The organism is Variovorax soli NBRC 106424, from assembly GCF_001591385.1.
GTDB classification, from domain to species: Bacteria; Pseudomonadota; Gammaproteobacteria; order Burkholderiales; family Burkholderiaceae_C; genus Variovorax; species Variovorax soli.
Window position 1 is genome coordinate 1 of sequence record NZ_BCUU01000044.1, and the last position, 26,661, is coordinate 26,661.

Below are 26,661 nucleotides of genomic sequence, written 5' to 3' on the forward strand. Positions count from 1 at the left end.
ACTCAGTGGTCGGAGGACTGGGAGAAGCGGTGGCCAGCGCGCTGCTGCGCCATAAGGTGCAGCCCGCGGGCTTCCAGCTTGCCGGCCTGCCGGATGCGTTCCTCGACGCCGGTGCGCTGCCCACATTGCACGATCGGTACGGCATCAGTCGCGAGGCGCTGGGCTCGCGCATCAAGGGCTGGCTCGTCTGAGCGGGGGTCGAAAACCGCTATCGCTGTGAAGCAGATGTCATTGCTGATTTCTGCCTTTCAGGCTTGGCTTGTGTGCAGCGATGGTCTGGCGGAAAAGCAGCCGTAGCCACATGTGGCCACGCCCACGTCGCCGGCACTTCGACGGCCCAGAAGCCAAAGGCCTTCGCAAGGGAAGTGCTCTGTGATGCGTCCGAATCTTGCGGGTCATCTGGCAGCGAAGAGGGCGTGAGGAAATGTCAGGTTTTGGCCGCGCCTCCACCGTCTGGTCAACAGCGAGAAGACGCGCGCCCCCGTGGCTTGGGCCTGACACCGGGCGTCGCGCTGTCGGCGGCCAATGCCGCTTCGGCCCCGTGGTCCGCCATGTTGCGGATCACGTCCACGAACGCCCGCACGGCCGTGCTGGGCGGCTCGCCTTGCAGCGTGATCAGGCCGAAGTCGGGCATGCGGTTGGGGAGCTCGGCCGCGATGCGCGTCAGCAGCCCGCGCCGTACGTACTTGTCCACCAGCGCGGCGGGCTGCAGCGACAGCATGGTCGTGCTCTGCATCAGCTCCAGCGCGAACAGAAACGACGGCGTCTCGACGATGCCCGAGGTAAGCGACAGGCCCGTGCTGCGGAAGATGTCGTCCGACACCTTGCGCAGCGCCGTGGAGGTCGGATACAGAATCCACGGCCAGTTCGACAACTCCTTGAGCCCCGGGGGGTTCGGTCCGCGCAGCGGATGGTGCGCGCCCGCGGCGATCTGCAACCCTTCACCGGTCAGGTTTTCGTAATGGAACTGGTCGCGATGAGACTCGTCGGTGAAGCGGCCGATCATCACGTCGATCTTGCGCTCGGCCAGCCACTCGATCAGCTGGTCGCTGCTCTGTTCCAGCACCTTCACCACCAGCAGCGGCCGCAGGCGCTGCAGCTCGGCGACTGCGGCAATCAGCAGATGCGCCGCCGCACCCGAGATGGCGCCGATTGACAAATGGCCGTGCCCACCCTGTTTCAGGGTGCTGAACTCGTCCACGAACTTGCGGTGGCCGTCCAGTGTCGAGTGCGCATAGCGCAAAGTGAAGAGTCCCAGCTCATTCGGTTGCATGCCGCGCGGCAGGCGATCGAACAGGCGCGCTTCCAGCATTTCCTCGATGTCCATCAACACCTTGGTGGCTGCCGGCTGCGTGATGTACATCTGCTCGGCGGTCATGCGCAAATTGCGCGTCTTTCCCAGGATGTCGAGGAACTGCAGATGCCGGAAACGCAGGCGCGAGACCTGCGCCAGCATGAGGGGTCTGCCAGAGGTTTGGCCTGAACTCATAAGCATTTGGAATGGATGCTAGCGAAAAAGTCAGTGGACCGGCAGGGGGCCGTCACCTAGCCTTCGGGTCCACCAAGTACGGCTTCGCAGAGAGCCGGCGCGTCGCGGCAAGGTCGTCGCACCCCGCATATTCCCATTCCGGAGACATCATGAAAATCAGATCGTTAGGCTTGGCGGCAGCGCTGCTCGCCGCATTGGCCGCCCCCGCTTCGGCGCAGATCAAGGAACACGTGTTCAAGGTCGGCATCGGCCTGAGCGAAGACCATCCGCAGGCGCAGGCCCTGAAGTACTTTGCCGCGCAGCTGGCGGACAAGAGCGGCGGCAAGCTGGTGGCGCGCGTCTACACCAGCGGCTCGCTGGGCAATGACATCAGCATGACCTCGGCGCTGCGCGGCGGCACGCTGGAGATGACCGTTCCCGACAGCTCCACGCTGGTGTCGCTGATCAAGCCCTTCGGTGTGCTGAACCTGCCCTTGACCTTCAACAACGAGCAGGAAGCCGATGCAGTGCTGGATGGCCCCTTCGGGCAAAAGCTGCTGGCCAAGCTGCCCGAAAAGGGCCTGATCGGACTGGGCTTCTGGGAGAACGGCTTTCGCCACGTCACCAACTCCCGTCGCCCGGTGCAGCGCGCCGATGACCTGAGCGGCCTGAAGCTGCGCGTCATCCAGAGCCCGCTGTTCCTGGACACCTTCAACGCACTGGGCGCCAATGCGACCCCCATGCCCTTCACCGAGCTGTATTCGGCCATGGAGCAGGGTGCGGTGGATGGGCAGGAGAACCCGCCGGCCACCATCCTGGCCAGCAAGTTCTACGAAGTGCAGAAGCACCTGGTGCTGTCGCGACACATGTACAGCGCATGGGTGCTGCTGATGTCCAAGAAGACCTGGGACGGCCTGTCGCCCGAGGAACAGAAGATCGTGCAGGACGCAGCGCGCGAAGCCACCCTGTACGAACGCAAGACCATCCGGGCATTCTCCGACACGGCCTTGGCTCAGCTGAAGAAGGCCGGCATGCAGATCACCGAATTGCCGCTGGCCGAACAGGCCAGGATGCGCACCAAGCTGCAGCCGGTGCTGGCCAAGTTCAGCAAGGAGTTCGGCGAGGACACCACCGCCGAAATGAATGCCGAACTGGCCAAGGTGCGCGGCGGCGCCACGACAGCCAAGAAGTAGTTCACTTCTCGTGGGAGGCGGCGCGGCCGCCTTCCATTCACGACGTCCACCTCGGCCGCACCTCGCCACACCACCGACCACACCAAAGGAAAACTGAATGACTGCAACGACCACGGCCATGCCGGCGCGCACCGATGGCCTGCACCAGGTGCTGCCGCAGGACGGCCTGGCCGGCACGCTCGTGGGTCGTGTCTGGCGCCCCGGCACGCCCGCCGGCCCGGCCGTGGTGGTGTTGCGCCCCGATGGCGTGTTCGATCTGAGCAGGCATTTCCCCACCATGAGCACGCTGCTGGAGGCCGACGATCCGGCGCAAGCCGTGCGTTCGGTTGCCGGAGAGTACCTGTGCAGCATCGATGCGCTGCTCGACAACAGCAAGGCGGAAGGCCAGGACGCGACCGTGCCGTGGCTGCTGGCGCCCTGCGACCTGCAGGTCGTCAAGGCCGGCGGCGTGACCTTCGCCACCAGCCTGATCGAACGCGTGATCGAGGAGCAGGCCGGCGGCGACCCCAGTCGTGCAGAAGGGCTGCGCAGCCAGGTCACGTCCTTGATCGGCACCGACCTGTCCGACATCCGCCCCGGCTCGGCCCAGGCACAGGCGCTGAAGAACCTGCTGCAGCAGAAGAAGCTGTGGTCGCAATACCTGGAGGTCGGCATCGGGCCCGATGCCGAGGTCTTCACCAAGGCGCCGGTGCTGGCATCGGTGGGGCATGGGCAGGACATCGGCATCCGCGCCGAATCGACCTGGAACAACCCCGAGCCCGAGGTGGTGCTGGCCGTCAACAGCCGCGGTGGCATCGTCGGCGCGGCGCTGGGCAACGACGTCAACCTGCGCGACATCGAAGGCCGCAGCGCGCTGCTGCTGGGCAAGGCCAAGGACAACAACGCGTCCTGCGCCATCGGCCCCTTCATCCGCTTGTTCGACGGCCACTTCGGCCTGGACCAGCTGCGCCGCGAGACCGTGCACCTGCAGGTGACCGGCGACGATGGCTACACGCTGCGCGGCATCAACACCATGGCCAGCATCAGCCGCGACCCGGTCGACCTGGTGGCGCAGACGCTGGCCTGCCACCAGTACCCCGACGGCTTCATGCTGTTCCTGGGCACGCTGTTCGCGCCCACCGAAGACCGTGACGAGCCGGGCGGCGGCTTCACCCACAAGCTGGGCGACGTGGTCACCATCCACAGCCACTGGCTGGGCACCCTGCGCAACCGAGTGACGCATTGCGAGGCCGCGCCGCCCTGGCGCTTCGGCCTGCGTGCGCTCATCGGCAACCTGGCCGACCGCGGCCTGCTGCAGGGCGCGCGGCTGTGACGGCCGGGCACCTCATCGGGACAGGGCCATGATCGACGCCGCCATCGATCGGTTCTGCCGTGCCATCGACGTGCTGATCGCCGCAGCACTTGCCGTGATGGTGGTGCTGGTGTTCGGCAACGTCGTATTGCGCTACGTCTTCAACTCTGGCATTGCGGTCAGCGAAGAAGTTTCGCGCTGGCTGTTCGTCTGGCTGTGCTTCCTGGGCGCGGTGACCGCGCTGAAGGAAGGCGGGCACCTGGGCACCGACATGCTGGTGTCTCGCCTGCCGGTGGCCGGCAAGAAGGCGTGCATGCTGCTGGGCCACCTGCTGATGCTGTACGTGACCTGGCTGTTCCTGGCCGGCAGCTGGCAGCAGGCCCGCCTCAACCTGGACATGGAGGCGCCGGTGACCGGCGCGCCGATGGCCATCTTCTACGCATCGGGCGTGGTCTTCTCGGCCTGCGCCGGCATCCTGCTGCTGCTGCAGCTCATGCGTCTGCTGACCGGCCACATCCGCGAAGCCGAACTCGTGATGGTCAAGGAATCGGAAGAGCAGGCCGAGTTCGACAACCTTCAGGCCGAGCTCGCACAGCGGGACCTGCTCCACGTCAACCTTTCCAGCGGCGCGCCCAAGGGGGCCCGTTCATGACCGTTTTCATCTTCCTGGGCAGCCTCGTCGGCTCGATGGCGCTGGGCATCCCCATCGCCTACGCCCTGCTGGCCAGCGGCGTGGCCCTGATGTGGCACCTGGACCTGTTCGACGCGCAGATCCTGGCGCAGAACTTCATCAACGGTGCCGACAGCTTCCCGCTGCTGGCGGTGCCCTTCTTCATGCTCGCCGGCGAGATCATGAACGTCGGCGGGCTGTCGCAGCGCATCGTCAACTTCGCGCTGGCGCTCGTCGGCCACGTCAAGGGCGGGCTGGGCTATGTCGTGATCCTCGCGGCCTGCCTGCTGTCGGCGCTGTCGGGATCGGCCGTGGCCGACGCCGCGGCGCTGACGGCGCTGCTGCTGCCGATGATGATCAAGGCTGGGCACAAGAAGGAGGTGTCGGGCGGACTGATCGCGGCGTCGGGTGTCATCGGTCCCATCATTCCGCCCAGCATCGGCTTCGTCATCTTCGGCGTCGCCGCCAATGTGTCGATCAGCAAGCTGTTCATCGCCGGCATCTTCCCCGGCATCATGATCGGCCTGGGCCTGGCGCTGACCTGGTGGTGGGTGGGCCGCAAGGAGACGCTGGCACTGCCCCAACGCAAGACGCGCGCCGAAGTCTGGGCCGCCGCACGCGAATCGGTGTGGGCGCTGATGCTGCCGGTGTTCATCCTGGTGGGCCTGCGCATGGGCGTGTTCACGCCCACCGAAGCGGCCGTCGTCGCAGCCGTCTACGCGCTGTTTGTCGCCACCGTGATTTACCGCGAGCTGTCGCTGCAGGCGCTGTTCCGCATCTTCGTCGCGGCGGCCCGTACCACGGCGGTGGTGATGTTCCTGGTGGCCGCGGCCATGGTGTCTGCCTGGCTGGTCACGGTCGCCAACCTGCCGGCGCAGACGGTGGAGCTTCTGCGCCCGCTGCTGGACAACCAGACGCTGCTGCTGATTGCCATCATGCTGCTGGTGATGCTCGTGGGGACGGCCATGGACATGACGCCCACCATCCTGATCATGACACCGGTGCTGATGCCGTTGATCAAGGCGGCCGGCATCGACCCGGTCTACTTCGGCGTGCTGTTCATCATCAACAACTCCATCGGCCTGATCACGCCGCCGGTGGGCACCATCCTCAACGTGGTGGCCGGCGTCGGCCGCATGAAGATGGACGACGTGACGCTCGGGGTGCTGCCCTTCATGGCGGCCCAGTTCGCGGTGATGTTCGTCATGATCATCTTCCCGCAGACGGTGCTGGCGCCGCTGCGCTGGTTCTATTGAAGCCCAGGGCGCAGTCCCGCCGAACGCGTTGTCCAGGAGTCGCGCAACGAGAACTTACCGATCGTCCGTCGAAACCATTGAAAGGATTGGGATCATGTTCAGCCAACTTGACATCAAGAGCTTTCTGATTGCTCTGCCAACCGGACTTGTGATCGCGAACGCCGCCTGGGCGGCTGATCGGCCAGCGAACCCCGCCGATTGGCCGGCGCTGAAGGATGTGTACAAGAACTACTTCCTGATCGGCAGCACCAATCTCGACGCGCGCAATTTCGGCGCCGAGGTGGTGCCAGGCGAAAACTCGGTCGCCGCCATGACCTTGAAACACTTCAACGCGGTAACGCCCAGCAACGCGATGAAGCCGGACTTCTGGAATGGCGGGGCGAGCAATCCAACCCCGAATTTCCTCACCAACCTGACCTCGGGCATCAACGCTGACATCAGCGCGGCCAATGCGCGCGGCGTCAAGGTCACCGGGCACGTGCTGCTCTGGCACAACCAGTCGGGCCAATGGCCCGCCCCGAACGTCCTGACTTCGACTGGCGGGTGGGAAACGCCGTGGGACTACGCAACGGCGAAGACCAACCTGGAGTACTACATCCGGACCGTGGCCGGCCACTTCGATCGGGAACCCTTCAAGGCGTACTCGTGGGACGTCGTCAACGAAGCGTTCAAGGACAACCCCGACAACCCCGCCGACTGGAGGAACGCCCTGCGAACCGGCTACAGCCCCGAAGAGCGGCCGTCCCGATGGGCCCAGGCCTATGCCAAAGGCGGGAAAAGCTGGGAGTACATGTATGACGCCTTCTACTACGCGCGCCAGAACACGACCGCGATCCTGAACTACAACGACTTCAACGACAACGAGCGGGCCTCGAAGGCCACGGCGATCGCCGCCATGGTCAAGGAGTTCAATGAACGGTACGCGGCTGAATCGGCCGCGGGCAAAGGGCGCATCCTCCTGGATGCCAAAGGAAAGCCCAGGCCGCTGATCGACGTCATCGGCACGCAGGGGCACTGGGACATGCGGCTCAATCTGGACGCCTTCGAGAGGACCATCAAGACCTATCTCGAAACCGGGGCGAATGTCGACCTGACCGAACTGGATCTCGCGCCGACCCTGGGTCTGGACAAAGGCCAACGGATTCAGAACGGCCCTGAAATGGACGCCCTGTTCATGGAGCAGGGTATCCAGTACGCGAAGCTTTTCAGCCTGCTCAAGGAGTACGCCGCCGGCCCGGGCGGTCGCCACCCCGAATACAAGGGGGGCGTGCACCGGGTGACCTGGTGGGGGATGACGGACCCGGGCTATCACACCAACGGGTATCCGTGGTCTGGCGTCGGCCGCCCCAAGGAGGCGTACTGGGCCACCACGAACCCGGAGCAGTACCTCATCGATGCAGGCTTGCCGCCGAATGGGGTCACCGCGACCTTCAACTATGGCGGAGAAACCTTCAAGGCCAGGACCTGGGGCGGCAAGAACGCTCGGGCGATGCTTGACATCAACGTGCCGGTTGAAACGAAGAACGTCGTCTTCAACGCCGGCAACGTCTCCCTGCCCGCGGGGTTTGCCGTCGAGAGCATGAAGTTCAACCCGCCCGACTGCGCCGTGACGCCCGGCAAGCCCTGCCATGTGACGGTGAGCGCGAGGGGGCCCGCACCGGCAACGACCTATGCGGAGAACACGGCGACGTTCGTCCTGTCCTTCGGCAAGATGACGGTCGGGTGGATGGATGCCGCCAACGCGCTGGAAGCACCGCTGTCCTATGCGGAAGTTCGCTTCAGTGACGGCATGACCCCGTTCAAGCAGTACACGACCGCCTATGGGAGCGACGGCATCGCGAGAGCGTCCGGCGTTGCGGAAACGAGGCCTGTGCCCAAGCATGGCCGCAGCACGCTCGTCCTGTCACCGCGAGATCCGGTCGCCAGCCCATTCGGACTGCGCTTGCACAAGCATGCAGCGACCGAGAAAGCCTGGCGACTCGTCACGAGAATCGAGCCCGGGAGGACGTACATGGTCGTGTCCGGGGAGTCTGCCTTCAACGGACAGACGCAGGCCGCGGCCTTGACCAACAGAAGCAAGCCCGCGACGACGGCCTCGCCCGAATCGCTGTCGCGCACACCTGTCATCCTCCGCGGCAACATCCTTGTGCCATTGCGCAATTCGAATGCGCCCCCGAGTGAGCCGGCCCTGGCCCAGGACAACCTCAAGTTCGTCTTCGAGGAGGCGAAGAGCCCCGCCGCAGGACCGTATGCGGCCCAGGAAGGGCACACGATGCAAAGCTTCATCCATGGCACCAATGCTTATCCGCATGTCGTGTTCAGGGGCAACGGAGCGGCTGGCACCGTCGTGGCGGGCCAGCATTCGCTGATCTCGCGGCAGACCAATGGCCAGGAGGGTTCGCAGATCGCGGAAAGAGCGCTGGATCAGGCGGTCTGGTTCAACACGCCCATCGACCCGAAGACGGGCGAGATGACCATGTTCCTGTACACCGACAAGGACGGCGCCAAGCAACATCACGTTCTGAAGGAAGTGGCCGATGGCCAGACGCCGAACCGGGACGCCGGGAACGCCATCAGCCAGCGGCAGGGGTCCGTTGGCGGGTTCGTCGCCATGCAGGCGAAGAGTTCCAAGGAGGGCACGAGTGTCAAGCTCTACGCCTACGACATCGAGCCCTACGAGCCGGGCAATGCAACGCCACCGCTGACGGCTGAGCCCGCGCCGGCGGAGATGTCGATCGCTTTTCCGTTCAGCAGAAGCGTGCCGTAGCGAGTTGATGACTCACACCGATGGGCGTCTCGCTCGGCGGGACTGCTCATCGAGTGGCGAGAGCGTTCGCGATGCGTTCCAGTGTCGTGCGCTGCCAATCCCTCTCGGCGGCGAATGACTCGGGATCGCAGACTGCGCCATATCCTCCGGCACCGTAGACCGCGGCATACGCGGCGTAGTCTGCCGCCTGCACAGCCCGGCCGGCCAGTGCATTGGCCACGGCATAGCTTGCCGATACAGCTGCGTGCCCCACGCCGTCCAAAGATCGGGAACCTTGATGCCGATTGGCCAGGGCCATGGCCTCGGCCGCTGCCTGATCGAGCGCGCCGCGATCCGCCTCGCCCTTGACGTATGCCGCCAGGATGTCGAGGCAGCGAATGACACGCTCATCCTCGAGCAAGTGGCGGACGCGCGCAGCACATTCGCACGCAAATGCGAACTTCAACGCTTCATACTGCGCAGAAGATTCATGGCTCTGCAGGGCCAGAAGAACTGCATCGCTCACGGCACGACACACATCGCCGGACTTGGATCGACGCTAGCTCGCGCTTCGGCGGTAGAACGCCAGCGAGCCGGCCAAAGTCAACAACGCCGCACCGCAGGAACGGTCCAACCAGCGCACTGCCCGCTGGCGCAGCAGCCTGACGGCCCGCGCTCCGACCATGGCATAGCCCAGCATGACGGCGAAGTCCAGCCCAGCGAACACCAGGCCAATCACGACGTACTGCGGCCATTGCGGCGCGGCTGCGTCGATGAACTGCGGCAGCAATGCCGAACAGAACAGGTACCCCTTGGGGTTGGTGACGGCGACCAGGAACGACTTCGCGAAGACGCGTCGCGCGGCGGCATCGCCGATGTCCGCGCCCGGTTGCGAAAGGTCCAGCGCGCCGTTCGAGCGCAGCAGCCGCAGGCCGATCCACGCGAGGTAGGCCGCGCCCACCCATTTGACGACGGAGAACCAGAACTCCGATGCAGCAAGCAAGGCGCCAAGCCCCAGCGCGACGGCGCCGACCAGCACGAAGTCGGACATGACGGCGCCGAACATGCCGGGAAGGGACCGGCGCACGCCATAGCGCGACCCGTTGGCCAGCGCGAGCAACACGGTCGGCCCGGGCGTTGCAATAGCCACCAAGGCAACCAGCGCGAAGACCGAGAGGGTCGTGAGGTTCATGGCGTGTGCGAGCAGTGGGGTTTCCATGGGTCACCAGATTGTGGCTGGCCTGGCATGAAAAGGCCTACCTCAAAATAGTTTGCCAACCGGAGAACTATCACGATATAGTTCGCCACATGGAAAACTATTCCCCGGTGCTCGACAACGTGTTCCACGCACTGGCCGATCCCACCCGGCGATCGGTGATTGCGCGGCTCGGCAAGGGCTCCGCCTCCATCAAGGATCTGGCGGAACCCTTCGGCCTGGGCCTGCCTTCATTCCTGAAGCACATCAAGGTTCTCGAAGGCAGCGGACTCATCGCGTCGGAAAAAGTGGGCCGGGTACGCACCTGCCGGCTGCGGCGCGAAAACCTGAGCGTTGCCGAAAAGTGGTTCGAACAGCAACGCGCGGCCTGGCAAAGCCGCTTTGAAAACCTCGACAACTTGCTAACTACCCTGAAAGGTGAAGAAGGTGAAAGCTGACGTTCAATTCGATTTCCTGGTCGACAAGGAAAAGAACACCATCACGATCAAGAGAAGCTTCGCTGCCAGGCGGCAACTGGTCTGGGACTGCTACACCAGGAGCGAACTCCTCGACCGGTGGTTTGCGCCCAAGCCCCTGACCACGAAGACCAGATCCATGGAGTTCAAGGAGGGCGGGCATTGGCTCTACGCCATGGTCGAGCCCAGCGGCCAGGAATACTGGGGCCGCATGGATTACCAGAAGATCCATCCGATCGACAGCTACACCGCGCTCGACGGTTTCTGCGACGACACGGGCGCGTTGAACCCCGCGCTTCCCCGGTCCACCTGGCATGTCACCTTCTCGGACGCTGCAACGCAGACCCTGGTGCAGACGGTGGTTTCGTACGCGTCGGCCGAAGCGCTCGAGCAGGTCATGCAGATGGGCATGAAGGAAGGCCTGACCTCGACCTTGGAGCGCCTGGACGAACTGCTCCTGCAACTCAACTGAGCATTGAAAGAGCCGACACCGATGCCCGCCCCCAAACACAATCCCAAGGTCGATGCGTATGCCGACCAGGCCGAAGACTTTGCCAAACCCATCTTCGCCCATCTTCGCGCGCTCATTCACGCCACATGCCCGGAGGTGGTCGAAGAGATCAAATGGGGAAACCCGCACTTCGACTATAAGGGCGACATCCTGTGCATCTTTGCTGCGTACAAGGCGCACTGCTCCTTCACGTTCTACAAGGACGCGCTGATGAGCGATGCGCGCCTCAAGGCCAACGACAGCGTCCCGGCCGCGAAGCGATTCATGGGCAAGGTGACGAGTGCTGCAGACCTCCCATCCGACCAGCAGCTCAAAGCCTGGATCCAGGAGGCCATGGCGCTCAATGAGCAAGGCGTGAAGCTTCCGGCACGCAAGCCCACCACGCCCAAGGAAGCCGAGATGCCTGCGGCCTTTGACGAAAAGCTGCAAGGCAACCCGGCCGTGAAGAAGATCTTCGACAGCAAGTCGCCATCCTTCCAGAAGGAATACAAGCTCTGGATCGGCGAAGCGAAGACGGCTGCCACGCGCGACAAGCGCATCGAGGAAGCGCTGTCCTGGATTGCCGAGGGCAAGGGACGCTTCTGGAAGTACGCCAAGCAGTGAGCGTTCGGCCGCGGGCCAGCAGCGCTGGCCCGTGAGCCCGATCCGCAACTTCGCCCTCCCCCAGCTTCGCCGCGTCGCCATCCTCTGGCCGACGCTTGCTTGACACGCAGGCATTTACCTGCATATCATGCCTGCACGCACGAACGGATCGAATGGACGCAGACAAGGTTTTCAAGGCACTGGGCGACCCCACCCGCAGAAAGCTGCTCGACCTGCTCTGCGAAAAGAACGGGCAGACGCTGGGCGAGCTCTGCGAGCACCTGGACATGGCGCGCCAGTCCGTCACCCAGCACATCGGGCTGCTGGAGGCGGCCAACCTGGTGAGCACCGTCTGGCGCGGCCGCGAAAAGCTGCACTTCATCAACCCGGTGCCGCTGCACGAGGTCTACGAGCGGTGGGTGCGCAAGTTCGAACGTCAGCGGCTCGCCCTGCTGCACGACCTGAAGAAGCAACTCGAAGGAGATTGAGCATGAGCCAGGAAAAGACGAGCTTCGTCTACGTGACCTACATCCGCTCGACGCCGCAGAAGGTGTTCGACGCCATCACGCAGCCCGAGATCGCACGGCGCTACTGGGGCCACGAGAACGTGTCCGACTGGAAGCCCGGCTCGGGCTGGCAGCATGTGCGCGCGGATGCGCAGCGCCAGGTGCAGCTGGTGGGCAAGGTGGTGGAGGTGTCGCCGCCCACGCGGCTGGTCATCACCTGGGCCGATCCGTCGCGCGCCGACGACCCGGCCGGCTACAGCCGCGTGAGCTTCGACATCGCACCGTATGACGAGATGGTGCGCCTGACCGTGACGCACGACGAACTCGAGGCCGGCAGTGGCATGGCCAAGGGCATCCAGCAGGGCTGGCCCATCGTGCTGTCCAGCCTGAAGTCGCTGCTCGAAACGGGCCAGGGCATCGACGTCTTCGCCAAGCCCAAGGCCGCCGCCTGAACCGGAGCCTGCACATGGCCCACCAGCCCTACACCGGCGGCTGCGCCTGCGGCGCCGTGCGCTACACCACGCCGCACGCACCCATCTTCCAGAATCACTGCCAGTGCCGCGACTGCCAGCGGCGAAGCGGCACCGGACACGGCTCGTGGCTGACCTTTGCCGACAGCGCCGACATGGCGATCACCGGCGAGGCCGCGCATTGGGAGGTGGCGGCCGACAACGGCAACATGAAGCGCCACGCCTTCTGCCCGGTGTGCGGCACGCCGGTGTACCTGCGCTTTGCCAACGCGCCCCAGTTCATCGCGGTGCCGGCCGCCAGCCTGGACGAGCCTCGCCGCTTCGAGCCGCAGGCGCTGACGTTTCGCGTGCGCGGCCTGCCGTGGGATTCCATCGACCCCGCGCTGCAGGCTTTCGAGCGCATGCCGACTGCCTAGTGCGCCGCTGATGGATGCGCGCCGGCCGCATCCTTTTGCGCAAGGAAATCGATCACCGCGCGCACGGCCGGAAGCTGCCCGCGCTTGTGCGGCGTGAGGATGGTCGTCCTCACCCTGCCGGCCGTCCATGCCGGCAGCACCTGGACCAGGCGCCCGTCCCGCACGCCCTGAGCCGAGATCGATTCGGGCAGGCAGACAATGCCGAGCCCCGCTTCCGCCGCCCGCATCAACGCGACTGATTCGTCGGCATGAAACTGCGGCCGCGGCGCGACTTCCACCGTGCGCCCCGTCGCATCGCTCAATCGCCAGGGCTTCATCGCCAGGCTGGTCATCAGGCCGCTGTGGTCTTCCAGATCCTCCGGCGTGGCGGGCTCGCCGCCCTGGGCGATGTACGACGGCGCAGCCACCAGCGTGATGTCCTCTTCATGCATGGGCCGCTGGATGAGTTCGGAATCGGGCAGCGCCGCGAAGTGGCTGCGGACCGCGATGTCGAAGCCCTCCTGCACCAGGTCGATGAAGCGGTCGGTGACATGCAACTGGACGCGCAGCCTCGGATACCTGCGCGCCAGCACGGGCAGGCGATCGGCCAGCTGAAACTGCGCGGTCGGCACCGATGCCGTGATGCGCACCGTGCCGCTGGGTTCCGCCAGCCGCCGGTTCACCACTGCTTCGGCGGCCTCCGCTTCGATCATGGCCGCGCGGGCATGGTCATACACATCGCGCCCCACCTCGGTCAGCACGAAGCTGCGTGAGCTTCGATGCAGCAGCTGCACGCCAAGCGTTGCTTCGAGCGTCGCGACCCGCTTGCTGACCGTCGACTTCGGGCAGCCCAGACGCCGGGCCGCCGCCGCGAAACCGCCGCTGTCGACCGCCTGGGCGAAGAAATGCAGGTCGTTGAGATTCAGCATGAATGTCTATATGCGTGGACTTTTAGTCTGAATTTAGCCGTCTTCACGACCAACGTCCACGTGCATACATTCATCGAACCGTCAACAACCCAGGCAATGAAATGAATCCAGCATCTGAACCCATCATCACCTCCGGCTTCCCCCTGGGCAGTTCGGCAGGGCTCGTCACGGCTTTCGAATGGCTCGGCCAGCCTTACCGCATCACCCGCGTGGACATGCTCGGGGAGATGCGCACCGAGCCCTACAAGCGCCTGAACGGCAGGGTGGAAACGCCCGTGCTCATCACCGGCGAAGGCCGCGTTCTCACGGAGACGATGGCCATCGCCCTGTGGCTGGAGGCGCGCGACACCGAACGCCGCATCAGCTTCGAGCCCGGCACGCCCGAGGCCGATCGGCTGCATCAGTACATCGCCTTCCTCAACACCGGCTTCACGTCCGCCTACACCAACTTGTGGGTCGCATTCGAAGCAGAGGACGCCACCGAAGGCGAGAAAGAAACGCTGCGCAAGTTCGGCCGCAGCCTCGTCGCCAAGCGGCACGAACAGCTCGAGGCGATGATCGGCGACGGCGACTACCTGCTGGGCAGAAAGCCCTCGCTGGCCGACGCAGTGTTCGCCGGCGTGGCGCGCTGGGCGGACTTCCACCAGGCGATCGATCCGCGCGACTATCCGCGCATCCAGGCCTTGCGCCAGCGCGTCGAGGCCGACCCGGCTTTTCGCTTCGCACTGGCGGTGGAAGACGGCCAGCCGGCCGCCGGCAGCGGCGCAATGAAGGGGCTTGTTCCGCTGGAAGAAGTGCTTCGCGGCTAGTCGTTCAGCCCGCCTCGCCCCACGCGCGGGCGATGATGCCGGCAAAGGGCACGCTCGCGTTGAGCGTGCCGAAGGCCTGCCCCCAGTCGCCGCCCAGGCGGGAGGCGCAGAAGGCATCGGCCACCCCCGGCGTGCTGTGGCGCAGCAGCAGCGAGGCCTGCAGGCACACCGCCAGCTTCTCGACGATGCGGCGGGCCATGGGCTCCATCTGCGTGCGGTCGGCCGTGGCGCTGCGCAGCCAGTCGGCGGTGCGGTCCAGGTGCGCGTTCTGGCCCCTGGCCAAGGCGATGTCTGCGAACACCGGCTCCAGCACCTCGGGGTCGTGGTCCATGGCGCGCAGCACATCCAGGCAGATCACGTTGCCGCTGCCTTCCCAGATGCTCTGCACCGGCGCCTCGCGGTAGAAGCGCGGCATGTACGAATCCTCGATGTAGCCGTAGCCGCCGTGGCACTCCAGCGCCTCGAAGCTGCTGGGGCTGGCGCGCTTGGCCAGCCAGTACTTGGTGATGGCGGTCGCGGCGCGGGCGAAGCGCTTTTCGCCGGCATCGCCCGCGTTGGCGCGGTCCACGCTGCCGGCCAGGCGCATGAGCAGGGTGGTGGCGGCTTCGGATTCGATGGCCAGGTCGGCCAGCACATTGCTCATCAAGGGCTTGTCGACCAGCTTGGCGCCGAAGGCCGAGCGCTGCTGCGCATGGTGCAGCGCGCGGAACAGCGTCTGGCGGATGATGCCGGTGGAAATCGATGCGCAGCCCAGCCGCGTGAGGTTGACCATCTCGATGATGGTGCGGATGCCGCGCCCCTCCTCCCCCACCAGCCAGGCCAGCGTGCCGTTGTATTCGATCTCGCTGGACGGGTTGGAGCGATTGCCCAGCTTGTCCTTGAGCCGCATGATCGAGAAGCGGTTGCGCGTGCCGTCCGGCAGCCAGAAGGGCACCAGGAAGCACGAGATGCGCCCCGGCTGGTCCGCCACCTGCGCCACGGTCAGAAAGCAGTCGGACATGGGCGCCGAATAGAACCACTTGTGGCCGGTGATGGCGTACACGCCCGGTTCCGCGGTCGGCTGCGCCACGGTGGTGTTCGCGCGCAGGTCGGAGCCGCCCTGCTTCTCGGTCATGGCCATGCCGATGAGCGCCGCGCCCTTCTGTGCCGCGGGCCTGTAGCGCGGGTCGTAGCCGGTGGAGGTGAGCAGCGGCTCCCACTGCGCGGCCAGCTGCGGGTTGCTGCGCAGCACGGGCACGCCGGCGTAGGTCATGTGCAGCGGGCACAGCGCGCCGCTTTCCACCTGCGCCATCAGCATGCTCATGCCCGCGCGTGCCACATGCGAGCCGGTTTGCGCATCGGTCCACGGCAGCGAATGCACCTGGTGGCGGCGCGCGGTGCGCATCAGCTCGTGCCATGACGGATGCAGGTGGATCTCGTTGATGCGGTGGCCGAAGTTGTCGTGCGTCTGCAGCTCGGGCGCATGGCGGTTGGCCAGGTAGCCGTGCCGCAGCATGTCGGCATCGCCCAGCTCCTGCGCAAAGGCCGAAAGCCGCGGCGCCGCCCAGCCGGCGCTTTCGCGCGCCAGCGCCTGGCGCAGCGCGACGTCGCGCTCGAAGAAGTTGTAGCCGCCATAGGGCGTGGGCTGGTTGAAGACCTCGTGCGTGGTGCTGGTAGCGGGAGCGGACATGCGTGACCTCGTTGCCTCTTCGTTGGTGGAAGTCCTCATTAAATCAGTTGATTTATTACCTGTAAATCACTTGACTTAAAACTTCGCGACTTCCAGAATCGATGCAAACGCGAAGGAGACACGCACCCATGTCCACCGGCATCCCGGGCAAGCTCAAGCGCCAGAGCGCCGCCACCACCGCGAGCCCCGCGCAGGGCGGCGCCGACGTCCTGCTCAACACCGCGCAGCGCCTGTTCGCCGAGCGCGGCATCGACGGCGTGTCGATGCGCGAGATCGCCCGCGAGGCAGGCCAGCGCAACAACTCCGCCCTGCACTACCACTTCGGCTCCAAGGAAGCGCTGATTGAGGCCATCCTGCACAGCGGCATGGCCGAGGTGAACGCGCTGCGCAACGACTACATCGACCAGCTCTTCAACGCCGGGCGGCACCTCGAACTGCGCGCACTGGTCGAAGCCATCGTGTGGCCGCTGGCCGCGCGGCTGGTGGGCGGGCGGGGCGACACCTACAACCGCTTCCTGGCCGCCGCGCAAATGCACCCCGACGTCGACCTGGCCGCCTCCACCCGCGAAGAGGAAGACCGGGGCTTTCGCCGCATCTTCGAGCAGCTGCAGCTCGCCCTGCCCGACATGCCCGAGCTGCTGCTGCGCCAGCGCTACCTGGCCAACGTGAGCTTCATCATGTTCAGCCTGGCCGACTACGAGCGCATGGGCACGCGGCGCAGCAAGCGCCAGCGCGGCTTCGACCTGCAGCGCGCCATCGAGAACCTGATCGACATGGTGGCCGGCGCGCTGGGCGCGCCCGTCTCGCAGCAGGTGCGCGCCCGGCTGCAGGCGCATGACGACACCGCCGCTCCCCCACGACAAGAAGCGGATTCCCCCCACATCACCGGAGACAAGACATGAAGAAGTTGCTGGCCGCCGCGCTGCTGTCATCGCTCGCGCTCGTTCCGTTGGCGGTCCACGCGCAGGGCGACTACCCCGCCCGCCCGATCCGCATCGTGGTGCCCTACACGCCCGGCGGCCCCACCGACGCGGTGGCGCGCATCGTGGGCAAGGGCCTGTCTGCCGAACTGGGCCAGCCCGTCATCGTCGACAACAAACCGGGCGCATCGGCCACCATCGGCACCGGCTACGTGGTGAACCAGCCTGCCGACGGCTATGCGCTGGTGGTCGTCGCCGCGCAGCTGGTCACCAACAGCGCGACCGGCATCCCCTCGCCCTACGACCCGATGCGCGACTTGGCGCCGGTGGCCAACCTGGCGTGGATGCCGATCCTGGTGGCGGCCAACCCAAAGCTGCCGGCCAAGGACCTGCCGGCACTCATCGAATGGATCCGCAGCCAGAGCAATCCGGTGCCCTACTCCAGCCCTGGCGCGGGCTCGCTCACCCAGCTGTGGGGCGAGCTGCTGGCCCAGCGCTACAAGCTGCGCCTGGACCATGTGCCCTACAAGGGCTCGGCCGGCGCTGCGCAGGCGGTGATGGCCGGCGACGTGCCGCTCACCTTCGACGTGGCCGGCATCACCAGCACGCTGATCAAGGAAGGCAAGCTCACTGGCATCGTCACGCCAGGCACCGCACGCGCACCCGGGCTGCCCAACGTGCCCACCGCACGCGAATCGGGCGTGAAGGACCTGGACGCCGCCAGCTTCCTCGGCCTGATGGCACCCGCGAAGACGCCCAAGCCCGTGCTCGACAAGATCAATGCCGCCGTCAACCGCGTGCTGCAGACCAAGGAAGTGGCCGATGCCTTCAACGGCCTGGGCATGAGCACGGCAGGCGGCAGCGGCGAGGAATTCGGCCAGCTGCTCGCCTCGGAAATGAAGCGGTGGACCGCCGTGGCCAAGACCGCCGGCGTGAAGGCCGAGCAATGAGCGCCGCTGCACCGGCCTTCCTTGCGCCGCCCACGGACGACCGGCCGCTCTCGGGCGTGAAGGTGGTCGAGTTCGGCCAGTTCATCGCCGGCCCCGGCGCCACGCAGACGCTGGCCGACCTGGGCGCCGACGTCGTCAAGATCGAAAGCGCCCATGGCGACAACGGCCGGCACTTCGGCGTGAGCGAATCCACCGGCTGGCGCAGCGGCTTGTTCCTGGCCTACAACCGCGGCAAGCGCTCGGTGGTGCTCGACATGCGCCGGCCCGAAGGCCTGGCGGCGGCACGGCGCATTGCCCTGGGTGCCGACGTGGTGCTGCAGAACGTGCGCGCCGGCGTCATGGAAAGCCTGGGGCTGGATGCGCACAGCCTGCGCACGGAAAAGCCCGAACTGATCCACGTCTCCATTTCCGGCTTCGGCACGCAGGGGCCGTCGCGCACGCGGCCTGGCCTGGACATTGCGGCGCAAGCCGAGAGCGGCGTCATGGCCATCACCGGCGAGCGCGGCGGCAACCCGCTGAAGACCGGCTTTCCGGTGGCCGACGCAAGCACCGCGGCGTTCACCGCCAACGCCATCCTGGCTGCGCTGCTGCGCCGCGCACGCACCGGCCGGGGCGAGACCATCGAGACTTCGCTGCTGGCTTCGGCCATTGCGATGCAGGCGCAGATCCTGGCCGAGTACCAGCTCACCGGCCAGCTGCCGGCGCGCAACGGCAATGCGCAACCGCTGGTGGCGCCGGCCGCCGACGTCATAGCGGTGCAGGACGGCTACATCGTCATCTCTGCCTACCTGCAAGACCACTGGCGGCGCCTGTGCCAGGCCATCGACCGGCCGCAGCTGGCGACGGACCCGCGCTTTGCCGACAACAACGCGCGCGTGCAAAACCGCGCCGCGCTCATCGGCGCGCTGCAGGAGGCGCTGGGCGGCTTTTGCGGCGCCGAAGCGCAGTCCCTGCTCGAAAGGCACCAGGTGGTGGTCGGCGTGGTGCGCGACTACGCGCAGGTGATGGCGAGCCCCGACGTGCAGGCCATGCGCCTGTTCCAGCCCGTGGGCGACGGCGCGGGCGGCCAGGTCGAGCTGCCGGGCCTGCCCTTCAGCCTGGCGGATGCACAAGCGACGCCGGGCGCACCGGAAGTACCACCGCTGGGCGCCCACACCGGCCAGGTGCTGCAGGAGTGCGGCTACGGCCCGGCCGACATTGCGCAGCTGCTTGCCGCGGGCGCGGCCGGCTTGCCGCCGGCGCAGGCCGCGGCGGTGCAAGGAGCCATTCGATGAGCGCCGCACTCACCCATGTGCACGATGGCGGCTGGGCAGAGCTGGTGCTCAACCGCCCCGAGCGCCGCAACGCCATCGAAGGCACCCTGGCCCAGGCCATGCAGGAAGCGCTGGACGCACTGGAGCGCAACGACGATGTGCGCGCCGTGGTGCTGCGCGGTGCCGATGCGGCCTTCTGCTCGGGCCTGGACCTGAAGGCCTTCGGCGAACAGCCCACGCCCGATTGGGTGGCGAAGTTTCCGGCCCTGTGGGACCGGGTCCACACCCAGTTGCTCGCCAGCCGCAAGGCCTGGATCGTGGCGCTGGAGCGCTATGCCATCAACGGCGGCGCGGCCCTGGCCCTGGCGGGCGACCTCATGGTGTGCGGCGAATCGGCCTTCCTGCAGGTGGGCGAGGTCGCCCTGGGCATGGCCGCACCGCGCAATGCGGCATGGCTGGCGTTGCGCCACTCGGAGGCGGTGGCCGCGCGCGTGTGCCTGCTGGGTGAGCGCATGCCTGCTGCCGAACTCCTGCGCCTGGGCCTGGCGACCGAAGTGGTCGCCGATGCCGAAGTGGTGGCGCGTGCGCAGGCGATGGCCCGCACCATCGGCAGCCACCCTGCCCAGGGCGTGGCCGGCATCAAGTCCGCCATGCGGGCGGCCACGCTGCAGATGCCAGCGGACCAGTGGCTGGCCGCCTGCGCGCGCTTCGACGCGCTGGCCAGGCCCACAGCAGCCATGCCAGCGAACGCCGCACCCGCGAACCGATAGCCGCAATCCACTACAGTTCGTCCCCAAGGCGCGGTGCGCTCGGAGACGAAGAGGCAAGGATGCAAGCTGTTTCAATTCACGTGGTGGACGTGGCCAACGGTGTGGTGGCCACGGGCATGAAGGTCGAGGTGCTTCGCCGGGTGGCCGGCGAAGGCGGCAAGCCCGAGCAGTGGGCACCCATGGTCTCGGGCAAGGTGGGCCGCAATGGCGTGGTGGACGGCATCGAAAGCCATGACCAGGCCTTCGAGCGCGGGGTGTACGAAATGCGCCTGCACGTGGGCGACTACTACCGCAAGCGCGGCCAGGAATTGCCCGAGCCGGCCTTCATGGAGGTGCAGGTGTTCCGCTTCGGCCTGGCCGACCTCACGCACCACTACCACCTGCCGGTCAAGCTCACGCCCTGGGGCCTGTCCTGCTTCCGCGGCGCGGCCTGAGCCTGCGCCCGGGCCCGCCGGCGGCCTGGATGCGCGGCTGCCCGGTTGCCATTTGCATATGCGAATTGCCCATTTCGACATGCGGCCGATGCTTGGTATCGTGGCAGGCCGCATCCACTCAGGAGAACACCACACCATGCGCCGCACCCTTCTCGCAGCCGCACTCGCGGCCGCTGCCTTCCTTCCCGCGCTCAGCGCCCATGCCGACCAGCTGGACGACATCAGGAAGCGCGGAGAACTGGTGGTGGGCGTGCTCGGCACCGACGAGCCCGCCACCTTCGTCGACCCCAAGACGCGCCAGATCGTCGGCTACGAAGTCGACCTGGCCAGCGCCATCGCCAAGAAGATCGGCGTGAAGCCGGTGCTCAAGCAGATCGCCGTGGCCGCGCGCATTCCGGAATTGCAGCAGGGCCATGTGGACCTGGTGGCCGCCGGCCTCACGCACAACAAGGAGCGCGAGGCGCAGATCGATTTCTCGCTCACCACCTTCGTCACCGGCCAGAAGGCCATCGTGAAGAAGAGCAGCGGCATCACCGAGCTGCCGCAGCTGGCCGGCAAGAAGGTGCTCACCATTCGCGGCGGCACGCAGGAGCCGAACGTACGCAAGGCCGTGCCGGGCGTGGAGGTGGTCACCTTCGACACCAGCCAGCAGGCCTTCCAGGCGCTGCAGCAGGGCAAGGGCGTGGGCTATGTGGACGACGAGGCGGCGCTCCTGCGCAGCTATGCCAAGCTGGGCCCGCAAAAGGCGCAGTACGTGGTGCTCAAGCAGAACCTCAGCACCGAGGCGCTGGCCATCGGCATCAAGAAGGGCGAGGCCCGCCTGAAGGCGGTGGTGGACGACACGCTGCGCGAGCTGGAGAAATCCGGCGAAGCCGAAAAGATTTTCTTCAAGTGGTACGGGCCCAGCACGGCATCGGGCTTCCAGAGCCGCGACTTCAAGCTCGAGACCGACAAGATCGACTGACGCCGCGGCATTCCCCGGCGCACCGGGGGCAAGGCGGCGCGCGGCAGTGATACTGTCGCCCCTCATGCCCCCGTTCGACTACACCCTGCTCCTCACCGGGCGCTACCACGACATGCTCGTGGCCGGCCTGTGGCTGTCGCTGCAGCTGCTGGCCGCGGCGTTCGTGCTGGCGCTGCCCATTGCCATTGCGGTGGCGCTGCTGCGCCTGTCGCCCCTGCCCTGGCTGCAGCGCATCGGCTTCACTTATGTGGAAGTCATCCGCAACATTCCGCTTCTGGCGCACATGCTGTTCTGGTACTTCGGCGCGCCCGAGCTGCTGCCGGTGGCGCTCAAGGAATGGCTCTATGCGGGCAACATCGAGGCCGTGAGCGCCGTCATTGCGCTGGCGCTCTACAGCGCCGCCTACATGGCCGAGGACATCCGCAGCGGCATCCGATCCATTCCGGCGGTGCAGTTCGAGGCCGGGCGGGCGCTGGGCTTCAGCTTCCTGGCGACCATGCGGCGCGTGGTGCTGCCGCAGGCCCTGCGGGTGACGGTGCCGCCGCTCATCTCGCAGACGCTCAACCTGTGGAAGAACACCTCCATCGCCACCGTGATCGGCGTGGCCGAGCTCATGTACCAGGCCGGCCAGGTGGAAAGCGCGAGCTTTCGCAGCTTCGAATCCTTCGCCTTCGCGAGCGCGGCCTACCTGAGCGTGTCGCTCTTCATCACCGGCCTGGCCGCCTGGTACCAGCACCGCTTTCCGGTGCGCGTGGCATGACGACGGGGGCAGCGGCGCATGCTTGAGATCATCCAGACCTACTGGCTGTACTTCCTGGTCGGCCAGTACCCCAACGGGCCGCTGGGCGGCCTGGTGCTCACCGTGCTGCTGGCCAGCTGCGCGCTGGTGCTGGCGCTGCCGCTTGGTATCGCCTTCGGCCTGGCACGGCTGAGCCCGTGGCGCTGGCTGCGCTGGCCCGTCACTGCGCTGGTGTACGCGGTGCGCGGCGTGCCGCTGCTCATGGTGGTGTTCTGGGCCTACTTCTTCCTGCCCAGCGTGACCGGCGTGAAGACGGACCAGTTCAGCACCATGCTCATCGCGCTCGTGGTGTTCGACGCGGCCTACCTGGCCGAGATCGTGCGCGCCGGCGTGCAGGGCCTGCCGCGCGGCCAGGCCGAGGCATCGCGCGCACTGGGCCTGAGCTATGCGCGCACCATGCGGCTGGTGCTGCTGCCGCAGGCGCTGCGCAGCATGCTGCCTTCGCTGGTGAACCAGTTCGTCTCCACCATCAAGGAGACATCGCTGGGCTACATCATCGGCCTGGCCGAGGTGTCCTTCATCACCACGCAGATCAACACGCAGGTCTTCACTCGCCCCGCCGAGGTCTACGGCATCCTGGGGCTGACCTACTTCCTGATGTGCTTCGGCCTGTCGCGCGCGGCCTACTGGCTCGAGCGCCGGCTGGCGCGGCGCGCCGTTTCAACAACAACAGCAAGCAAGGTCAATCGGGAGGTATCGGCATGATCGAGATGCAGGGCGTCAACAAGTGGTACGGCGCCTACCACGCGCTGGTGGACGTGAGCGAAACCGTGCAGGCCGGCGAGGTGGTGGTGGTGTGCGGGCCGTCGGGCTCGGGCAAGTCCACGCTCATCCGCACGCTCAACCGCCTGGAGCCCATCCAGTCGGGCCGCATCCTCATCGGCGGGCAGGACATTCATGCGCCCGGCACCGACGTGAACGCGTTCCGCTCGAAGATCGGCTTCGTGTTCCAGCAGTTCAACCTCTTTCCGCACCTCAGCGTGCTGGGCAACTGCACGCTGGCACCCATCCAGCTGCGCGGCCTGTCGCGCGCGCAGGCCGAGGAGCGTGCCATGGCCTTGCTCGAGCGCGTGGGCCTGGCCGAGAAGGCCCATGCCTGGCCGTCAGAGCTCTCGGGCGGGCAGCAGCAGCGCGTGGCCATTGCGCGCGCGCTGGCCATGCAGCCGCCGCTCATGCTCTTTGACGAACCCACCAGCGCGCTCGACCCGGAGATGGTGGGCGAGGTGCTGCTGGTGATGCGCGACCTGGCCGAAGACGGCATGACCATGGTGTGCGTCACCCACGAGATGGGCTTTGCCCGCGAGGTGGCCGACCGCATCTTCTTCATGGACCAGGGCCGCGTGCTGGAGCGCGCGACGCCGGCCGATTTCTTCAACCGCCCGCAGCATCCGCGCACGCGGCAGTTTCTTGCCGACATCCGCTCGCCCTTTGCGGATGCCACGACCTGAGCTTGCAGCCGACATGAGCACTTCCACGTCCGCTTCCCCTTCCCTTCCGATCATCGACGTCGCACCGCTGGTGGCCGGCAGGCCCGAGCGCGGCGCCGTTGCCGAGCGCATCGGCGCCGCCTGCCGCGAGCATGGCTTTTTCTACGTCAGCGGCCATGGGGTCGATGCGCAGCTGGTCGCGCGGCTCGAAACGCTGAGCCACCGCTTCTTCGACCTGCCCGAGCCCACCAAGATGCAATGGCGCATGGCGCTGGGCGGCCGCGCCTGGCGCGGCTACTTTCCGCTGGGCGGCGAACTCACCTCCGGCCGGCCCGACTGGAAGGAAGGGCTGTACCTGGGCACCGAGCTGCCGCCCGAGCATCCGCGCGTGGCGGCGCGCATGCCGGTGCACGGCCCCAACCTGTTTCCGCAGGCGCCGGGCCTGGAAGATTTTCGCGAGACCATCCTGGCCTACATGGCGCAGGTGACGCAGCTCGGCCATCGGCTGATGGAAGGCATCGCCCTGAGCCTGGGCCTGCCGGCCAGCTACTTCAGCGACCGCTACACAGCCGATCCGCTCATCCTGTTTCGCATCTTCAACTACCCCACGCAGGACGTGCCCCAAGGCGTGGATGCCCCGTGGGGCGTGGGCGAGCACACCGACTACGGCCTGCTCACCATCCTGCACCAGGACACCGTGGGCGGCCTGGCCGTGCACACGCCCGGCGGATGGATCGAAGCCCCACCGGTGCCCGGCACCTTTGTCTGCAATATCGGCGACATGCTCGACCGCATGACGGGCGGGCTCTACAAGTCCACGCCGCACCGGGTGATCCGCAATACCTCGGGGCGCGACCGGCTGTCGTTTCCGCTGTTCTTCGACCCGGACTTCGAAGCCCGCGTGCAGCGCATCGAGGGCCTGCCCGGGGCCGCCGCACTCGACGACAGCGCGCAGCGCTGGGACCGGGCCAACGTGCACGCCTTCAACGGGCGCTACGGCGACTACCTGCTGGCCAAGGTGTCGAAGGTGTTTCCGCAGTTGCGGGATGAGGTGTTGTAGGCCGTCAAACGGGAGGAGGATGGCATTGGTCCCAAACGACTTCGCGACGGTCTATATCCGATTCATCGGCACTCACGCGCAGTACGACCAGATCGACGCGCAGATCATTTGAGGAGTTCATCATGGACATCAAGCCAATCAAGGACGAAGCCAGCCACCAAGCCGCGCTTGCGGAAATTGAAGTGCTGATGTCGGCCAAGCCGGACACACGGTCGGCGACATGGGTCCATATATCGGGCCGACGAACCGTGTGTATGAAGTCCTTGCGCGCAAGCGGCCTCTGACGCTGAACATGATCCGCAGGCTTTCCACCGGCCTTGGAATCTCTGCGGACGTGCTGATCCGCAAGACGGACGACGAAACAGCGCTTGCATGAACCGAGCGGGCCCTATCCCGCTTCTTCGACAAACGCCTCCTCGCGCTTGGAGCGCACCGAAGGCGCCAGCACGATCACCAGCAGCATCACGGCCGCGACCAGCAGGCCCAGCGAGATGGGCCGCGTGCCGAACACGCTCCAGTCGCCGCGCGAGAGCAGCAGTGCACGCCGCAGGTTCTCTTCCATCATCGGCCCCAGGATCAGCCCCAGCAGCAGCGGCGCGGGCTCGCACCCGAGCTTGATGAAGGAATAGCCGACGATGCCGAAGATGGCCACCAGCCAGATGTCGAACACGTTGTTGTTGGTGGAGTACACGCCGATGGCGCAGAACAGCACGATGGCCGGGAACAGCCAGCGGTAGGGAATGGTCAGCAGCTTGATCCACAGGCCGATCAGCGGCAGGTTCAGGATGACCAGCATCAGGTTGCCGATCCACATCGAGGCGATCAGGCCCCAGAACAGCTCAGGGTTGCTGGTCATCACCTGCGGGCCCGGCTGGATGTTGTGGATGGTCATGGCGCCCACCATCAGCGCCATCACCGGGTTGGGCGGAATGCCCAGCGTCAGCATGGGAATGAAGGAGGTCTGCGCGCCCGCATTGTTGGCCGCCTCGGGGCCGGCCACGCCGCGGATGTTGCCGCGGCCGAACGGCACCTCGCCGGCCTTGAGCTGGATCTTCTTTTCCAGCGTGTAGGCCGCAAAGGCCGACAGCAGCGCGCCGCCGCCGGGCAGGATGCCCAGCGACGAGCCCAGCGCCGTGCCGCGCAGCACGGCAGGCAGCATGCGCTTGAAGTCTTCCTTGGTGGGGAACAGGCCCGACACCTTGGCAGTGAACACCTCGCGCTCTTCCTCCGGCCGCGCGAGGTTGGCGATGATCTCGCCGTAGCCGAACACACCCATGGCCACCGCGATGAAGCCCAGGCCGTCGGTGAGTTCGGGGATGTCGAAGGTGAAGCGCGCCACGCCCGAGTTGACGTCGGTGCCCACCAGGCCGAGCAGCAGTCCCAGCAGGATCATGCAGATGGCCTTGATGAGCGAGCCCGACGCCAGCACCACCGCGCCGATCAGGCCCAGGATCATCAGCGAGAAATATTCGGCCGGGCCGAACTTGAAGGCGATTTCGGTGAGCGGCGGCGCGAAGGCGGCCAGGATGAGCGTGCCCACGCAGCCCGCGAAGAACGAGCCCAGGCCGGCGGCCGCCAGCGCCGGCCCGCCCCGCCCCTGCTTGGCCATCTGGTGGCCGTCGATCACGGTCACCACCGACGACGACTCGCCCGGCAGGTTCACCAGGATGGCGGTGGTGGAGCCGCCGTATTGCGAGCCGTAGTAGATGCCCGCCAGCATGATCAGCGCCGCCACCGGCGGCAGCGCGTAGGTGGCCGGCAGCAGCATGGCGATGGTGGCCGTGGGTCCGATGCCGGGCAGCACGCCGATCAGCGTGCCCAGCAGGCAGCCGATGAACGCATAGAGCAGGTTCTGCAGGCTCACGGCCGTCGCAAAACCGATCGAGAGGTTGTTGATGAGATCTTCCATGGGTGGTGC

At 66.5% G+C, this 26,661-nt stretch carries 28 protein-coding genes and 2 pseudogenes; 24 read left to right on the forward strand and 6 right to left on the reverse strand.

What is annotated here, in order from left to right:
• Positions 1-191: pseudogene (locus VSO01S_RS26750) on the forward strand (transketolase family protein); the annotation flags it as partial.
• Positions 192-457: 266 nt separating this feature from the next.
• Here the strand turns inward: VSO01S_RS26750 and VSO01S_RS14210 are convergent.
• The gene (locus VSO01S_RS14210) at positions 458-1,456 is read right to left on the reverse strand and encodes a LysR family transcriptional regulator (RefSeq protein WP_068643470.1); all 999 of its coding nucleotides are present in this window, start codon (positions 1,454-1,456) and stop codon (positions 458-460) included.
• A gap of 182 nt (positions 1,457-1,638) precedes the next feature.
• Here VSO01S_RS14210 and VSO01S_RS14215 point away from each other — a divergent pair, with 182 nt between their 5' ends.
• From VSO01S_RS14215 to VSO01S_RS14235, 5 genes are all read left to right on the forward strand, one after another.
• Complete coding sequence (locus VSO01S_RS14215) at positions 1,639-2,661, forward strand: TRAP transporter substrate-binding protein (RefSeq protein ID WP_068643472.1); 1,023 nt, start codon at positions 1,639-1,641, stop codon at positions 2,659-2,661.
• 97 nt (positions 2,662-2,758) lie between these two features.
• Complete coding sequence (locus tag VSO01S_RS14220; protein WP_068643473.1) at positions 2,759-3,973, forward strand: fumarylacetoacetate hydrolase family protein; 1,215 nt, start codon at positions 2,759-2,761, stop codon at positions 3,971-3,973.
• 28 nt (positions 3,974-4,001) lie between these two features.
• Positions 4,002-4,604 carry a TRAP transporter small permease gene (locus tag VSO01S_RS14225; RefSeq protein WP_068643474.1) on the forward strand — a complete coding sequence of 201 codons (603 nt, stop codon included), beginning with the start codon at positions 4,002-4,004 and terminating at the stop codon, positions 4,602-4,604.
• Entirely contained in the window at positions 4,601-5,878 is a 1,278-nt protein-coding gene (locus VSO01S_RS14230) for a TRAP transporter large permease subunit (protein WP_068643475.1), read from the forward strand. Before VSO01S_RS14225 ends, VSO01S_RS14230 begins: the two co-directional genes overlap by 4 nt.
• 94 nt (positions 5,879-5,972) lie before the next feature.
• Positions 5,973-8,645 (forward strand): endo-1,4-beta-xylanase, encoded by a 2,673-nt coding sequence (locus VSO01S_RS14235; protein WP_068643476.1) that lies wholly within the window; start codon positions 5,973-5,975, stop codon positions 8,643-8,645.
• Positions 8,646-8,691: 46 nt separating this feature from the next.
• Here the strand turns inward: VSO01S_RS14235 and VSO01S_RS14240 are convergent, their stop codons facing one another.
• Positions 8,692-9,150: a putative immunity protein gene (locus VSO01S_RS14240; RefSeq protein ID WP_068643477.1), complete on the reverse strand. Its 459-nt coding sequence runs from the start codon at positions 9,148-9,150 to the stop codon at positions 8,692-8,694.
• 33 nt (positions 9,151-9,183) lie between these two features.
• The gene (locus VSO01S_RS14245; RefSeq protein WP_068643478.1) at positions 9,184-9,816 is read right to left on the reverse strand and encodes a LysE family translocator; all 633 of its coding nucleotides are present in this window, start codon (positions 9,814-9,816) and stop codon (positions 9,184-9,186) included.
• Between the two features lie 116 nt (positions 9,817-9,932).
• Between VSO01S_RS14245 and VSO01S_RS14250 the strand changes: the two genes are divergently transcribed.
• From VSO01S_RS14250 to VSO01S_RS14275, 6 genes are all read left to right on the forward strand, one after another.
• A complete protein-coding gene (locus tag VSO01S_RS14250; RefSeq protein WP_068643479.1) occupies positions 9,933-10,277 on the forward strand; it encodes an ArsR/SmtB family transcription factor in 345 nt (114 codons plus the stop codon).
• The gene (locus VSO01S_RS14255; protein ID WP_068643510.1) at positions 10,267-10,767 is read left to right on the forward strand and encodes an SRPBCC family protein; all 501 of its coding nucleotides are present in this window, start codon (positions 10,267-10,269) and stop codon (positions 10,765-10,767) included. Before VSO01S_RS14250 ends, VSO01S_RS14255 begins: the two co-directional genes overlap by 11 nt.
• Positions 10,768-10,788: 21 nt before the next feature.
• Complete coding sequence (locus VSO01S_RS14260; protein ID WP_068643480.1) at positions 10,789-11,409, forward strand: YdeI/OmpD-associated family protein; 621 nt, start codon at positions 10,789-10,791, stop codon at positions 11,407-11,409.
• Positions 11,410-11,561: 152 nt separating this feature from the next.
• A complete protein-coding gene (locus VSO01S_RS14265; RefSeq protein ID WP_068643481.1) occupies positions 11,562-11,876 on the forward strand; it encodes an ArsR/SmtB family transcription factor in 315 nt (104 codons plus the stop codon).
• Between the two features lie 2 nt (positions 11,877-11,878).
• Positions 11,879-12,346, forward strand: coding sequence for an SRPBCC family protein (locus tag VSO01S_RS14270; protein WP_068643482.1), 468 nt, complete (start codon positions 11,879-11,881; stop codon positions 12,344-12,346).
• A gap of 14 nt (positions 12,347-12,360) precedes the next feature.
• On the forward strand, positions 12,361-12,780 hold the full coding sequence (locus tag VSO01S_RS14275) for a GFA family protein (RefSeq protein WP_068643483.1): 420 nt from the start codon (positions 12,361-12,363) through the stop codon (positions 12,778-12,780).
• On the opposite strand, the gene VSO01S_RS14280 is transcribed toward VSO01S_RS14275, so the two are convergent.
• Positions 12,777-13,688: a LysR family transcriptional regulator gene (locus VSO01S_RS14280; protein WP_068643484.1), complete on the reverse strand. Its 912-nt coding sequence runs from the start codon at positions 13,686-13,688 to the stop codon at positions 12,777-12,779. The two genes, VSO01S_RS14275 and VSO01S_RS14280, sit on opposite strands and share 4 nt — an antisense overlap.
• A 101-nt stretch (positions 13,689-13,789) precedes the next feature.
• Between VSO01S_RS14280 and VSO01S_RS14285 the strand changes: the two genes are divergently transcribed.
• The gene (locus tag VSO01S_RS14285; RefSeq protein WP_068643485.1) at positions 13,790-14,497 is read left to right on the forward strand and encodes a glutathione S-transferase family protein; all 708 of its coding nucleotides are present in this window, start codon (positions 13,790-13,792) and stop codon (positions 14,495-14,497) included.
• Between the two features lie 4 nt (positions 14,498-14,501).
• Here VSO01S_RS14285 and VSO01S_RS14290 read toward each other — a convergent pair whose 3' ends face one another.
• Positions 14,502-16,166 (reverse strand): acyl-CoA dehydrogenase family protein, encoded by a 1,665-nt coding sequence (locus VSO01S_RS14290; protein ID WP_174544734.1) that lies wholly within the window; start codon positions 16,164-16,166, stop codon positions 14,502-14,504.
• 128 nt (positions 16,167-16,294) lie between these two features.
• Between VSO01S_RS14290 and VSO01S_RS14295 the strand changes: the two genes are divergently transcribed.
• From VSO01S_RS14295 to VSO01S_RS28275, 11 genes and pseudogenes are all read left to right on the forward strand, one after another.
• On the forward strand, positions 16,295-17,068 hold the full coding sequence (locus VSO01S_RS14295; protein WP_068643487.1) for a TetR/AcrR family transcriptional regulator: 774 nt from the start codon (positions 16,295-16,297) through the stop codon (positions 17,066-17,068).
• The gene (locus VSO01S_RS14300; RefSeq protein ID WP_068643488.1) at positions 17,065-18,036 is read left to right on the forward strand and encodes a Bug family tripartite tricarboxylate transporter substrate binding protein; all 972 of its coding nucleotides are present in this window, start codon (positions 17,065-17,067) and stop codon (positions 18,034-18,036) included. Before VSO01S_RS14295 ends, VSO01S_RS14300 begins: the two co-directional genes overlap by 4 nt.
• A complete protein-coding gene (locus VSO01S_RS14305) occupies positions 18,033-19,310 on the forward strand; it encodes a CaiB/BaiF CoA transferase family protein (protein WP_068643489.1) in 1,278 nt (425 codons plus the stop codon). Before VSO01S_RS14300 ends, VSO01S_RS14305 begins: the two co-directional genes overlap by 4 nt.
• Positions 19,307-20,059, forward strand: coding sequence for an enoyl-CoA hydratase/isomerase family protein (locus VSO01S_RS14310; RefSeq protein WP_084241872.1), 753 nt, complete (start codon positions 19,307-19,309; stop codon positions 20,057-20,059). Before VSO01S_RS14305 ends, VSO01S_RS14310 begins: the two co-directional genes overlap by 4 nt.
• A 59-nt stretch (positions 20,060-20,118) precedes the next feature.
• Positions 20,119-20,493 (forward strand): hydroxyisourate hydrolase, encoded by a 375-nt coding sequence (locus VSO01S_RS14315; RefSeq protein ID WP_084241873.1) that lies wholly within the window; start codon positions 20,119-20,121, stop codon positions 20,491-20,493.
• A gap of 136 nt (positions 20,494-20,629) precedes the next feature.
• A complete protein-coding gene (locus VSO01S_RS14320) occupies positions 20,630-21,457 on the forward strand; it encodes an ABC transporter substrate-binding protein (protein ID WP_068643491.1) in 828 nt (275 codons plus the stop codon).
• A gap of 64 nt (positions 21,458-21,521) precedes the next feature.
• Complete coding sequence (locus VSO01S_RS14325) at positions 21,522-22,217, forward strand: amino acid ABC transporter permease (protein WP_068643492.1); 696 nt, start codon at positions 21,522-21,524, stop codon at positions 22,215-22,217.
• 18 nt (positions 22,218-22,235) lie between these two features.
• Complete coding sequence (locus tag VSO01S_RS14330; RefSeq protein ID WP_068643493.1) at positions 22,236-22,961, forward strand: amino acid ABC transporter permease; 726 nt, start codon at positions 22,236-22,238, stop codon at positions 22,959-22,961.
• Entirely contained in the window at positions 22,958-23,704 is a 747-nt protein-coding gene (locus tag VSO01S_RS14335; RefSeq protein ID WP_068643494.1) for an amino acid ABC transporter ATP-binding protein, read from the forward strand. Before VSO01S_RS14330 ends, VSO01S_RS14335 begins: the two co-directional genes overlap by 4 nt.
• A 13-nt stretch (positions 23,705-23,717) precedes the next feature.
• Entirely contained in the window at positions 23,718-24,743 is a 1,026-nt protein-coding gene (locus VSO01S_RS14340) for an isopenicillin N synthase family dioxygenase (protein WP_068643495.1), read from the forward strand.
• Positions 24,744-24,939: 196 nt separating this feature from the next.
• Positions 24,940-25,119 (forward strand): annotated as a pseudogene (locus VSO01S_RS28275) (transcriptional regulator); the annotation flags it as partial.
• Positions 25,120-25,131: 12 nt separating this feature from the next.
• Here the strand turns inward: VSO01S_RS28275 and VSO01S_RS14345 are convergent.
• Positions 25,132-26,652 carry a tripartite tricarboxylate transporter permease gene (locus tag VSO01S_RS14345; protein ID WP_068643496.1) on the reverse strand — a complete coding sequence of 507 codons (1,521 nt, stop codon included), beginning with the start codon at positions 26,650-26,652 and terminating at the stop codon, positions 25,132-25,134.
• Between the last annotated feature and the right edge of the window lie 9 nt (positions 26,653-26,661).